Consider the following 13,041-nt stretch of genomic DNA (forward strand, 5'->3'; position numbering starts at 1 on the left):
GGAGGCGGAGAAATGAGTCTGTTATGGATTTTTTATCATAAAAACTATCAAAAAATAAAACTGGATGATCAGAACAGCCGCACGCTCACAATCGGGCCGGATTTGAAACATTCTGTCACGATCAAGCATTTTTCGTTTGAAAAAGGCCCGGTGGTACTGGAAAAGCAGAAGGACTCAGACGCTTTCAACGTGCAGCTGGGAGGGGAGACTGTTTCTTCTTTAAAGCTTGGCGGAAAGGCGTCCGTCCAAAGCGGCGCTGAACAGCTGACGCTTTTTTTAGCCGAAGAATCCGACAGCGTTCCCGCCCACTATTTGGGAGAGAGGCAGGAAGTCGTCATTTCTTCCCTCGATCAAGAAGCGGATGTTTATTTCCATGAAACGGATTCATTCTTTGGAGAAAAAGGTACATTCTCCTTCATCCGCCTCGACGGGCGATGGAATGTCCTGCCGAATGGCGCCAAAATTTATTTGAACGGAGAAGAAGTGTCCGCTTCGGTCTCCGTGCAAAATGGAGACGAAATCGCATTTGGACTGAATATTCTTCGCATCGTTGAAGATGATCTCTTGGAAATCGAGGGGTTCGGGCAGTATGATACGTCTTTGGAGAACATTCTCAAGCCGAGCTCCGAGACAAAAAATAAATATCCGCAATACCGCAGGCCGCCGAGAATGATTTACGACCTGCCGGATGAAAAGATATCCTTCAGCTTCCCGGCACAGGAAAGCGACGGAGACAACAGAGGCTTATGGCTGATGATTCTGCCTCCGATCGTCATGCTGCTCGTCATGGGGATCGTGGCGCTCATTCAGCCGCGGGGAATCTTTATCATCGTCTCCCTTGCGATGTTTATGATGACGCTGATTACGTCAACCGTGCAGTACTTCCGCGATAAAAATCAGCGTAAAAAAAGAGAAGAAAAAAGAGAGCGGGTCTACACCCTTTACCTTGAAAACAAAAAGAAAGAGCTGCATGAACTTGCAGAAAGGCAAAAGTTCGTCCTTGATTTCCATTTTCCTACATTTGAGAGAATGAAATATTTAACAAAGGAGATCAGCGGACGGATTTGGGAAAAATCGATTGAAAGCGCCGATTTTCTGCAAATCCGCCTTGGAACGGGAAATGTTGCATCTTCATACCAAATCAATTTGAACGGCGGAGATTTGGCCAATCGCGATACAGACCATCTCCTCGAACAAACGCAAAAAATGGAAGAGGTCTACAGAGAGCTGAAAAATGCGCCGATCACCGTGAATCTCGCCGAAGGCCCGATGGGCGTCGTCGGAAAATTGTCCGTCGTCAAAAATGAAATTCATCAGCTTGTCGGCCAGCTCGCATTTTTCCACAGCTATCATGATTTGCGCTTTGTCTTTATTTTTGACGAAGCCGAGTATCAAGAATGGGAATGGATGAAGTGGCTCCCGCATTTTCAGATGCCTCATATTTATGCGAAAGGGTTTATTTACAACGAACAGACGAGAGATCAGCTCCTTTCAAGCATATATGAGATATTGAGAGAACGGGATTTAGATGAAAATAAAAAGAAAACATTGTACAAGCCGCACTTTGTGTTTATCATCACAAATCAGCAGCTCATCGCAGAACACGTCATTTTAGAATATTTGGAAGGCAAGCAGAAAAACCTCGGAGTGTCGACAATCGTGGCGGCAGAGACGAAAGAAAGCCTGTCCGAAAACATTCATACCCTTGTTCGTTATATTACTGAACAGGAAGGCGACATTTTGATCAAGCAAAAGAAAGCCGTCCAGATCCCGTTTCAGCTGGATCACCACAACAGGGAAGACAATGAACTGTTTTCCCGGACGCTGAGAACGCTTGACCACCAGACGGGCATGACGAATTCGATTCCTGATACCGTATCATTTCTCGAACTGTTCCAAGTGAAGGAAGTCGATGACATCGGAATCGGCCAAAAATGGCTGACAAGCGAATCGGCCAAATCTTTGGCCGTACCGATCGGCTATAAAGGAAAAGACGACATTGTCTATTTGAACCTTCACGAAAAAGCACACGGCCCCCACGGGCTGCTTGCCGGAACGACCGGTTCGGGTAAAAGTGAATTTTTGCAGACTTATATTTTGTCTTTGGCCGTTCACTTTCACCCGCATGAAGTCGCATTTTTGTTAATCGACTACAAAGGGGGCGGAATGGCGCAGCCGTTCCGGAACATTCCGCATCTGCTCGGAACGATTACTAACATTGAAGGCAGCAAGAACTTCAGCAACCGGGCGCTGGCGTCCATTAAGAGCGAGCTGAAGAAAAGGCAGCGGCTCTTTGACCAGTACAAAGTCAACCATATCAATGACTATACAAAGCTTTACAAACAGAAAAAAGCGAAAACGGCGATGCCGCACCTTTTCTTAATTTCAGACGAATTTGCCGAGCTGAAAAGCGAAGAACCGGAATTTATCCGCGAGCTTGTCAGCACGGCAAGGATCGGCCGAAGCCTTGGGGTGCACTTAATCTTGGCGACGCAAAAGCCGGGCGGCATCATCGACGACCAGATTTGGAGCAACTCCAGATTCAAGGTCGCCTTGAAGGTTCAGGATGCGAATGACAGTAAAGAAATCCTTAAAAACGGGGATGCGTCTACCATCACGGTAACGGGCCGCGGTTATTTGCAAGTCGGCAACAATGAGGTGTATGAACTGTTCCAGTCTGCATGGAGCGGCGCCCCTTACATGGAGGACGGCTACGGCACAGAGGATGAAGTGGCGATCGTCACAGACACCGGGTTAATTCCTTTGTCAGATGTTGATGCCGATCATACGGCGAAAAAAGAGGCCGTGACGGAAATTTCCGCCGTCGTCGAACAAATTGAACGGATTCAAGCGGAAATGGGAATCGAGAAGCTTCCGAGCCCTTGGCTGCCGCCGCTTGAAGAGCGCATACCTAAAACGCGCTACCCGTCTGAGGAAGCGGATGCCTTTAACTTTGCTTATATCGATGAACCTGAAAAGCAAAGCCAGGAGCCGATCAGCTATCGCATGATGGATGACGGCAATATCGGCATCGTCGGTTCGTCAGGCTACGGAAAATCCCTGACCGCCATGACGTTCATGATGAGCTTTGCCGAACAATATACACCGGAAGAATTGCATTACTACATTTTCGACTTTGGCAACGGAACACTGCTTCCGCTTGCAAGGCTTCCGCATACCGCGGATTATTTCCTGATGGACCAAACGAGAAAAATCGAGAAATTCATGGTCCGGATCAAGGCGGAAATCGAGCACCGGAAAAATCTCTTCCGTGCAAAAGAAATCAGCCATATCAAGATGTACAATGCGCTGAATGAGGAAAAGCTGCCGTTTATTTTCATAACGGTCGACAACTTTGACATCATTAAAGACGAAATGCATGAACTTGAAAGCGAATTTATCCAGTTTTCACGCGACGGCCAGTCGCTTGGAATTTATTTAATCCTGACCGCGACAAGGGTCAATGCGATCAGACAGTCGCTCTTGAACAACCTGAAAACGAGGGTTGTCCACTACCTGATGGATCAGTCTGAAGCATATTCGATCATCGGAAGGCCGGAATTCAGCCTTGAACCGATCCCTGGACGCGTCATTATCAATAAAGAAAACCAATACTTCGCACAAATGTTTATGCCTGTGGAAGCGGACAACGATATCGAGCTGTTTGAAGGGATCAAAGCCGACATTCAGGCGATCGCAGAACGCTCGGAAGGCATGAGAAAGCCGGCGCCTGTGCCGATGCTGCCGCTCGAGCTTTCCGTCACGCAGTTTGTGAGAGATTATCCGCTGCAGCCTGAAAGAGGCCTTATTCCAATGGGGCTCGATGAAGAATCTGTCGAACCCGTATACTTTAACCTTGAGAAAAATAAGCACTGCCTCATCATGGGTCAGACGCAGCGCGGAAAAACAAACGTCATCAAGATCATGCTCGAGCACCTGCTTGACCATGACACGAAAAAAATTGCCGTGTTTGATTCGATAGACAGAGGGCTTTCTCAATATGCGACAGAGGATCATATCAGCTATCTTGAAACAAAAGACGACATTATGCTCTGGCTGGCTGAGACGGAAGAAATTTGCCGGACAAGAGAAGCGATGTATTTGGAAGCCGTTAAACAAGGCGAAATCGCCAACCTTGATTTTTCACCGATGGTCTTTATCGTCGACGGACTTTCACGGTTCCAGCAGACGATCGACGCATCGATTCAGGACAAAATGGCGATGTTTATGAAGTCATACGCCCATTTAGGCTTCCACTTTATACCTGCAGGAAACCACAGCGAGTTCACAAAAGGCTATGATTCGCTGACAAGCGAAGTCAAGCAGGTCAGACACGCCATGCTATTGATGAAAAAATCCGAGCAGAACTTGATTCAGCTCCCATATGAACGCCAGGAGCCGGAAATTCTCCCGGGCTTTGGCTATATCGTTGAAAACGGCAAAGAGAGGAAAATTCAAATTCCTTTATGTGCCGTAGAAAGGAAGAAAACGAAATGACGGAACAACAAAAAAGCACGCTGAAAATTATCAGCGCCATCGTCACGGTCATCTTGCTGCCCGTCTTGTTCTTTCATTTCATCGGTGAGAACCCGACGAAAAAGGTATCGAACGCGACAAGGGAAATCGCTGTCGTCAATGAAGATACCGGCATTTTGAAAGATGACGGAACCGTTGATGAAGATGCGCTGCTGGGGAACGAAATCTCGGCTTCCCTGGTTGACCGTCCGGACTATAAATGGACGGTCGTCAACCGGAGCGCAGCAGAAAGCGGACTTTCGGAGAAGCAATACGATGCGATTGTCTACATTCCGTCGGACTTTTCGCAAAACATTTTAAGCTACAACCATGAGCGTCCGCAAAAAGCGGAGCTGGAATTCAAAATTCAGGACCAGCTTGACGCCGTCAACAAGGAAAAAGTCCAGCGCGAACTTCAAGACGCGCAAAAAACGGTGAGCAAAAAAATGTCTTCCCTGTACTGGCGCTTTGTCAAACAGGGAGTCAAAAAGGTCAGAAAAGAGTTTGACAGCATCGTAAACAAAGAATCAGAGTTCCAAAACGCGATGTACAATTTTTACAAGCCGAGCTCCAACAATTTAGCTGGCGAAGTAGAGAGACAAAAAGAGATGATCGACAGACTGAAAGAGTCGATCAATGAAACAGAAGGCACATCAAAAGAGCGCAACGCAAGCGTCGAAGAATCCAAAAAACAATTGGACAGCTTCGTCGACAACGTCAATCAGTACAAACAATATCAAGAAAAGCAGTCGGAACTGCTGATGGCTGCACAAGCGGACAGTGAAGGCCAGATCCAAGACGGCCTTACGGTCATTAAGGAAAAGCAGTCCAGCGCCACGAGCCGTTTCAATGAACAAATGAGCGGCATGGCCGCTTCATTCAACGGTTTGCAAAATCAATTCGGCCTGACCGCGAACTCTTTTAAGTACCTGCAAACGACGCGGGAAGAACAGGTACCGATCCAAATAGACGGTATTAAGACTATCGAGAGTGAGTTGATCGATGAGTATCAGGCCCAAACGAGAAGCTATAATCTGAGCGTGCTGCAACCTAAATTAATAGAGAGGCGCTCAGTGTTAACCGTTCCACAGGAAGATCCAGGAACCACAAATCCTGGTGATGATCAAGATAACGATGATGAAGATCAAAATGACGACGAAGAACAGCCGAAAGATTTAAAAATTGATCTTCAAGAACAGCAAGATGAATTGAAGAGCATTGCGGCTGATCTAAAAGAATTATCGGACGGGCTAAAGGATTCCTCAGGGAATGATGGCGACAATTCAGGAGATAAAGACCCATCTGCCGGAGAGCCGAATCAAGGTCAAGAACCTTCTCCTGAAACCGGGGAAAACGGTCAGCAGGACGGAACAACTTCTGCTGCTGATGATGGCGATAAGGGAACGGGCGAAGACGGCCAAACGGAGAACCCGGGAGACGAGCCTGATGACGAAATTGCCAAGTTAAAAGCACAGCTCAATGAAGCCGCCGCTAGAATTGAAAAGGTGGAAACAGATCTTCGCGAAAAACAGGAAACGCATAATGAAGAGTTGAAAAAACAGCTAGAAAAATTTGATGATAAAGTCGCTGAATTAACGAATACGATTAAAGACTTAAATCAAAATATCGAAAAGCTGAACGGGCGAATTACAAAGCTTGAAGAGAGCCAGAATGAAGACTTTAAGACGATTTACAGCCAAATCGAAACGCTTGAAAACGAGATATTAAGCTACCCGATGGGTGCTGAGAGAAAAGAAGCATTAAAAGAGGCTTTTGCTTCTAAAATCAATACAAGAGATGTCCGCGACCTTCTTAGATATCATAATACGTTGTCTGTATATAGAACAACGCTATACGGATCAGTAGATTATTCAATTAAGAACAATGTCATCTCCGCGAAAAAAGACAGTGTGGATACCGTCCTTAAAATCGGTGAAACCGAAGCGGAAAAATGGAGCAATTTAAAAAATAACATGCTGTCTACAAATGAAGACATTGAAAATTACACAACAGACATGACCGATTTCGTCAAAAGCTACGGCGATTTCATTAATGAGAAGCAGACCGACGTGCTGAATGAGCTCAGCAACATTTCAGAACGAGCAAATGCCGTATCTGAACAGCTGCGCAATCCGGAAGGCGCCGGAACGGCGGTCATGCAGGGAGACGCGACAGATGGAACGATGGTCATCAGCATGCAGGATACGCTTGGAAATGACATTTTGCAGCTGTCTAACATGCTCGGTTCCTTGTCGGAAACGCAATCAGGCGTCATCGAGTACACGGGCAATATTCAGGAAAGTGTAAACGATGTTCAGAAAAAAGCGGATACCCTGAATTCAAACTGGGGTCAAAATGTCGCGACGACAAAACTGATCCGCGGAGACGTGTACGGCATTCTCGGCAATGCGTTCGGAGGAAACGACGGATATGTATACGATCATCTGGCAAGTCCGGTGAAAATCAGCGGGGATGTTCCAGAGTCGAAAGCGCAAAACGTACCGCCGGTCGTCATTCTCGTGATTGTGATGCTTTCCAGCTTGCTGATCGGATATTTCAGCCACCATTATCAAAATGCTCCGCTCTTAGTCAGAGGCGCGCTGTTTGGCATTTTGAATATTATTGTCGGACTGATGATCAGCCTGTTCGGTTTGAACATTTACTCACTCGCAGACGATCAGGCCGTCATGTGGTCGGTCTTTACGATCTTGCTGCTGGTCGCAAGTTCAGCCATCATCCGGACGGCGTTTATGCTGGGATCGATTGCAGGCGGAATCGCAACAGCCGCTATGGTGCTGTTCTATGTAGCGCCGCTGCTTGACTTGGCGATGCCGAATTTCAGCTTTAACAATCCGGTATCAGCCGTATATATGTCGATTCAGTACGGAACTGGAAGCCAGTTTGCACTCGGAATCGGAGCATTAATTTTAATCACGATCATCGCGATTGCTGTTCCTTTTATTATCGATTTTGCAAAATCAAGAACAGAAGAAAGCGAGACTGACCATGATGCTTAATGCGAAATGGGGAAAGAAGGGGATCATGGCAGTCATGCTCTCCTTCTTTCTTTTCACTCCGATCGTGAAGGCGGAGGAAACCGATAAAGTCTATGTAAAGCCAAACGAGTATGAAAAGCAGGATATTAAAATCGAGACGGACTATCTTCAGGAAGAAGAGACGGAATACAAAGAAAAAATATCAATTCCAGAAGAACTGAAGGAATTCTCATTTACAGATTCGAAAAAAGAAGATGCCATCGAAAAGCTGAAAAGCCTGTCCGGAAGCTTCACGAATGAGAGCAATTCCGTGGCGTCAAAGCTGAAGCAGCTTGACCTGTCATTCTCGGCAAATCCGTCCTTATCAGGACGGGAAGATGACGCTGCTGAAAGCCGGCAATCCATCTTCCTGCCCATCTTGTACGGTCTGCTGATCCTCTTATGCATCGCCGGTCTGTTCTTTTTGATTCCGAAAGTCAGCGGTCAGCAGAAAAAATAGGAGCGCTCAACAATGAAAAATCCGAGGTTCTATAAGGTGCTGTCTGCATGGTTAGCTTTTGCATTGGCGGCGATTTGGTTATTAATGCTTGTGGCAGTACACGGGCTGCTAATATTAGAATCCATTTTCTATTACATTGTGGTCATCGGCACATTAGGCATCATTTTACTGATATACCCATCGCTGAGGGAGGAACACGATCAGGCAATGGCGGACTTTTTCCACTACGGTTATGGCTTGCTAGGCTCGAGTGTGGCACTTGCCATCATGATCTTTGCTTTGATTCGCGTTTTAAAAGGGAAATGCGGTTCATGGACGCAAGGTTTGCTTGTTTTTGGGGCCGCTCTTCAGCTGGTTGTGTTCGAATGGTTCAGTTTACTGACGGCGGTTTTTTACGTGCTCGCCGCATTTCTTCCGGAACAGAAAACCGCTGCACTTGAGAAGCAGGCTGATGAATCAGTACAATAATGGATAAGGAGGGACGCCGTATGCATTTATCCATTGTTACCGGAGCGTCAAAAGGGCTTGGCGCCGCGATTGCCGAAGGACTTTTGCAAAAAGGCCATATTGTTCACGCTGTCTCAAGGACCAAGTCTGAAGTCAGTCATGACAGGCTGATCCAGCATGAGGCCGATCTGACACAGCTCGCTGAAACAGAAAAATGGTTTCGGCAATTGACAGAATCTGTCCAAGCCCGCGATTTTGCTTCGATCACTTTAATCAACAATGCGGGCATGGTGACGCCGATCAAGCGCGCCGTTGAAGCTGAACCGGAAGAGCTGAGGCTGCATTATGACTTGAATTTGTTAGCGCCGGTGATTCTCAGCCAGCTGTTTACCAAATGGCTCAAGCCATACAAAGGCAAGAAATCGATTGTCAATATATCATCAGGCGCAGCCAAAAACCCTTATAAAGGATGGAGCGCCTACTGCAGTTCAAAAGCGGGGCTCGATATGTTCACAAAAACATTCGGCTTTGAACAGGAAGATGAGTCTGATCCGGTGAAGATGATTTCTTTCTCACCGGGGATCATGGATACCGGTATGCAAGAGGTTATCCGTTCATCATCGAAAAAAGATTTTCATGAAATTGAACGATTCAAAACCTATCAAACAGAAGGAAAGCTGAGAAGCACCTCTTATGTGGCCGGCATTCTGCTCGACCTGCTTGAGACCGACTTTGAAAACGGCAGAGTGTATGATATTAAAGAGTTTTTTTATTTATCAATTTTGAATATGATGTGCCAGATCAATTGAGATTTGCATGAAAATATGTTAGGATTCTAAAAATATATAAAGGAGGGGTTTACATGAGAAACGTAACTTTAATGGATGTATTCACCCATCCAATCGCACAAAAATATTTAACTCGTTCCGGTGTAGCTCATGCTGTAGCCTGCGCCTATCACGCATACCGCCTGGCGGTGCGAGCTGGAGTAGATCCCGATATCGCGACAAAAGCGGCATTGCTGCACGATATCGGCCATTATGAATGGTACACCGACGGAGAATGGGATTATGAAAAATACAAGCAAAACGACATTCACGCAATAAAGGGAGCCGAGCGCGCCCACAAGCTTCTCATCCGCCTCGGCGAAGATCGGAAAGCGGCCAAAGAGATTGCTTTGGCGATTCTGCTTCATACGGATTCCTATTTGCCAGAAGGGGACCTTGATAAAAACAAGCTGCAGCAAATCGTCAAAAAAGCGGATGAGCTGGACGAAGAGCCGGGCGGAAACCACCATTACCGCAAAATCGATCATAAGCTGGCGCTTGAAAAAATCCGGAAGCTTGACCGCATGGTCGATGAATCCTTATCTCCCATGAAAAGAACGGTTTAATCGGACAAAGGGCTGTTTTCAAACTTTTCCCCTTTGTCATTTACATAAATAGAGCGGATGATCGTCCTGTTAAACGGCGAGTTGTCTGCCGTTTTTCCTGAAAGGTCTATCGTCACCGAGTACATGCCGGCTTTTTTGAATGACAGGCTGTTTTGCAGCGCATTGATAGAAGCAGGTTTCAGCGACTTTTTCTCGGCTTGTTTTCCGTTTTCGTAGCGGATCGAGCGGACGGACGCCTTAACATTCGCAAGGTTTGACGATTCTCTGGTGACTGCGTTTTTGATTTGCTGGTTTAGAGGAGAATCGAAAGTCACAATGAACAAAAACGCCTCTTTTTGTTTGACGGATGATGCGATCTTCCAAGTGCCTGCCGCGGGATTTTTGATGGCAGCGGAATGGACGACCCCCCCTTCAAAAACATCCGCCGTCTTTGCGATTGAAAAATCTTTGAACGGCTTGCCGCGTGGATCTGTCAATTTGATATTTCCCGAGGAATGATTGCTCAGCCAGTGAACGGTTATCTCCTTGACGCCTTTTTCAACGGCAAACTCCTCTTCTTTCAATCCATGATTTTCCCCCCCTCTGATGAAAGGGTACGATAAGTTTTCTTTGGTGGCCGCAGTTTCATTTGCATTTGCCTGAATCGTCAGTAAAGGCATGAATACAGGAAACGTGAGGTTTCCTTTAATAATTGAGAAGTGATCCCACTTCCCTGTATCCAGGTTTGTGGCGTAAGGGAGTCTCGCATTTTTTTCAGTGACGGCTCCGTCATTTTCGCCAAACATGTTTAAATAGACGCCCCCGAAAAATAAAGCGCTGCCGAACCCGCCGATTTTATTGCCTGCCAGGGTAAAATATTTGGTTTTCAATCGATTGGGATGATTGTCGGTCTGGTCGCGGAACGATTTCATAAACCCTGTCTGGAGTGAATAAACGGCGTCATTTTTCTGGCCTAAAATATCGGCTAGCCATCCTGCCCAGTTGCTGTAGGCAAGGTCTGCCAGCTGTGAGCCGTGATGGGGGGTTCCGAGTGTAATCACCCGCTCGACATAATGGTATGCGTTGTGATGAATAAGAGCCGACTGACTGTCAATTCCGCCTTTGCTGTAGGAAACGAGAATCACCTTGCGGCCGAAATACTGGTAGATTTCGCGCAGTTTGGCGGCCAGCATCGCTCCGTTGTCCTGCATGTCTTTATCGGGGTGGAGATCGATAAAAGCCGCGTCATACCCGTTTTTCCAGGCCTGTTCCGCCATGTCGTTTTCGTCAAACCAAGCGCTTGAAGAGCCGTTTAATCCATGGACGAATACAATCGGCGGTTTTGCGGGATCGGGATGTTCTACAGGGTCTCCCGCGAACCAGTAGCCCGGATTGCCGCCTCCTCCTTTAAATCCTCCCGCTTTCGATACATGCGGATACACGAGCAGCAAAACAAGCATGAGCAGCACCAGTTTTTTCATCGTTGTTCACCTCATGGTTTATTTGTAAGCGTTTTCATCTTATTTTCTGAAGGTGAACTTTATACCGATATACTGAAAAAAATTTAGAAAATATTCATAAAAGAGAGGAATATACACTGATAGGCCGGATATCCGGCCTTCAATGTTCAGGCTTTTCCAGGCTTTAAATGTTTGCGGAAGAACGATTTGACGATGTCCAGGGTATGAGCCTGGGTAAAACCGTTATGTCCGGCCCCGTTTATTTTATACATAAGGGCATCATGGCCTTCTTTTATTAAGGCTTCAAACAATTGGACGCTTTGTTGATAAGGGACGACATCGTCCTGATCCCCGTGCATAATCAGAATGGGAGGCGCTTCCCTGTGAACATAGCTTATCGGACTCGCTTGTTTCGCCTGTACTCTGTTTTCTTGAACAGCTCCGCCGATCAGCTTGGATTCCGGTGAATTGGGTGAATCATGATCGAAGATGGACGGATACTTGCTCATGGACAGAAGGTCGACCGGACCGAACCAGTCCGCAACCGCATCGACTTTGCTCGATACATGACGGTATTCGTCCGGGCCTTCAAATTCTTCAATTCCTTCGGTCAATCCAAGCAAAAGAGCCAAATGGCCGCCTGAAGAATCCCCCCAGACTCCGACTCTATCAGGATCGATGTTATAGCGGGCGGCATTTGCTTTTAAAAAGCGGACTGCTGTTTTCACATCATGAAGCTGAGCCGGAAACACCGCCTCTCCGCTGCCTCTGTATTGAACGCTTGCCACGACATATCCTTGCTCGACAAATGGAACCAGTTGGGGGATAAAGGCGGATGTATCCTGTTTTGTCCAGCCCCATCCGCACCCTTGCAAATAAATGATCAGCGGGTATGTTTCCTGATTGCCTTTCCTGTTAAATAACGCATCCATTGGATTGCGGTACACCAGCAAATGTAATGTCAAAGAAGTGTCTTCCACTTTTGTGTACTCAATATTCGGTATGAGCTGAATGTAAGAGTTGGTGTTTTGCTCCCAGTTGATTTCTTTTATATGATTCGTCATGTTAAGTCCTCCCTTAATGTGATGGAAATCCGAATTTGCCTGTGTTGATCACATGGAACCACCTCCTTTTATTCCGTTGTAATGAACAATATTACAACGAGGTGAAAAAAACACAGTGCCAGATGCTTGTTGTAAGTATAGTTATTACAACGAGTTGAAAAAATCATGCCTCACTGAGAAGCATTCTTTTTTTGGATGATCAGATCAGTCAATTCCTTTATAGACATTTCTTTGAGTATATTCTCCATGGCTGTTTGCGCTTTTAATAAAACAAGCTCAAGAACCTGGTGGATATTCGCGCCAACCCAGCAATCAGGATTGGGGTTTTCGTGAGTGTGAAACAGTTCGCCTTCACCGACAACTTCGACAGCTTTATAGACATCATACAAAGAAATGGCGCCGGCATCCCGTAATAAGTGCGCTCCGCCTGTGCCGCGCTTTACTTCAATCAAGCCCGCTTTTTTCAGCAATCTGCTGATTTGGCGGATGATGACCGGATTGGTATTGACGCTGTCTGCGATTTGCTCTGATGTCAAATGGTCGCTTCGGACGTGCATCAAGGATAACATATGTATGGCTATCGTAAATCTGCTGCTGATCTTCATCAAACCACCCTCCTGTTGTAATCATGATAATTACAACAGGAGGAGCTGTCAATCTTTTTTATTCAAAAGGCGCTGAAATATGA

The 13,041-nt window shown here is 46.4% G+C and carries 9 protein-coding genes; 6 read left to right on the forward strand and 3 right to left on the reverse strand.

Translation table 11 applies throughout. From position 1 onward, the window contains the following. Positions 1 to 12 precede the first annotated feature (12 nt). The 6 genes from essC to ACVC9U_RS02540 are packed head-to-tail and all read left to right on the forward strand — an operon-like array spanning position 13 to position 9,850. Positions 13 to 4,497 (forward strand): type VII secretion protein EssC, encoded by a 4,485-nt coding sequence (gene essC / locus ACVC9U_RS02515; protein WP_441390096.1) that lies wholly within the window; start codon positions 13 to 15, stop codon positions 4,495 to 4,497. Next, on the forward strand, positions 4,494 to 7,532 hold the full coding sequence (gene esaA, locus ACVC9U_RS02520) for a type VII secretion protein EsaA (protein ID WP_075751293.1): 3,039 nt from the start codon (positions 4,494 to 4,496) through the stop codon (positions 7,530 to 7,532). The genes essC and esaA overlap by 4 nt, the downstream gene beginning before the upstream one ends. A 25-nt stretch (positions 7,533 to 7,557) precedes the next feature. Continuing rightward, entirely contained in the window at positions 7,558 to 8,010 is a 453-nt protein-coding gene (gene essA / locus ACVC9U_RS02525; RefSeq protein ID WP_441390097.1) for a type VII secretion protein EssA, read from the forward strand. Positions 8,011 to 8,022: 12 nt separating this feature from the next. Beyond that, positions 8,023 to 8,478 carry a hypothetical protein gene (locus ACVC9U_RS02530; RefSeq protein WP_075751291.1) on the forward strand — a complete coding sequence of 152 codons (456 nt, stop codon included), beginning with the start codon at positions 8,023 to 8,025 and terminating at the stop codon, positions 8,476 to 8,478. Positions 8,479 to 8,498: 20 nt separating this feature from the next. Next, entirely contained in the window at positions 8,499 to 9,266 is a 768-nt protein-coding gene (locus ACVC9U_RS02535) for a (S)-benzoin forming benzil reductase (RefSeq protein WP_441390098.1), read from the forward strand. Between the two features lie 53 nt (positions 9,267 to 9,319). Next, positions 9,320 to 9,850, forward strand: coding sequence for an HD domain-containing protein (locus ACVC9U_RS02540; RefSeq protein ID WP_003184886.1), 531 nt, complete (start codon positions 9,320 to 9,322; stop codon positions 9,848 to 9,850). Here ACVC9U_RS02540 and ACVC9U_RS02545 read toward each other — a convergent pair. The 3 genes from ACVC9U_RS02545 to ACVC9U_RS02555 all read right to left on the reverse strand — a co-directional run bounded on the left by ACVC9U_RS02545 (position 9,847) and on the right by ACVC9U_RS02555 (position 12,958). Beyond that, complete coding sequence (locus ACVC9U_RS02545; RefSeq protein ID WP_075178253.1) at positions 9,847 to 11,310, reverse strand: esterase/lipase family protein; 1,464 nt, start codon at positions 11,308 to 11,310, stop codon at positions 9,847 to 9,849. The genes ACVC9U_RS02540 and ACVC9U_RS02545 overlap by 4 nt on opposite strands. A 146-nt stretch (positions 11,311 to 11,456) precedes the next feature. Next, a complete protein-coding gene (locus tag ACVC9U_RS02550; protein WP_003184882.1) occupies positions 11,457 to 12,353 on the reverse strand; it encodes a prolyl oligopeptidase family serine peptidase in 897 nt (298 codons plus the stop codon). Between the two features lie 170 nt (positions 12,354 to 12,523). After that, a complete protein-coding gene (locus ACVC9U_RS02555; RefSeq protein ID WP_441390099.1) occupies positions 12,524 to 12,958 on the reverse strand; it encodes an Rrf2 family transcriptional regulator in 435 nt (144 codons plus the stop codon). Between the last annotated feature and the right edge of the window lie 83 nt (positions 12,959 to 13,041).

The organism is Bacillus sp. GM2 (genome assembly GCF_056155945.1).

Coding starts and splice junctions, on each gene's coding strand:
- essC (WP_441390096.1), top strand. CDS start 13: ATGAGTCTGTTATGGATTTTTTATCATAAAAACTATCAAAAAATAAAA.
- esaA (WP_075751293.1), top strand. CDS start 4,494: ATGACGGAACAACAAAAAAGCACGCTGAAAATTATCAGCGCCATCGTC.
- essA (WP_441390097.1), top strand. CDS start 7,558: ATGGCAGTCATGCTCTCCTTCTTTCTTTTCACTCCGATCGTGAAGGCG.
- ACVC9U_RS02530 (WP_075751291.1), top strand. CDS start 8,023: ATGAAAAATCCGAGGTTCTATAAGGTGCTGTCTGCATGGTTAGCTTTT.
- ACVC9U_RS02535 (WP_441390098.1), top strand. CDS start 8,499: ATGCATTTATCCATTGTTACCGGAGCGTCAAAAGGGCTTGGCGCCGCG.
- ACVC9U_RS02540 (WP_003184886.1), top strand. CDS start 9,320: ATGAGAAACGTAACTTTAATGGATGTATTCACCCATCCAATCGCACAA.
- ACVC9U_RS02545 (WP_075178253.1), bottom strand. CDS start 11,310: ATGAAAAAACTGGTGCTGCTCATGCTTGTTTTGCTGCTCGTGTATCCG.
- ACVC9U_RS02550 (WP_003184882.1), bottom strand. CDS start 12,353: ATGACGAATCATATAAAAGAAATCAACTGGGAGCAAAACACCAACTCT.
- ACVC9U_RS02555 (WP_441390099.1), bottom strand. CDS start 12,958: ATGAAGATCAGCAGCAGATTTACGATAGCCATACATATGTTATCCTTG.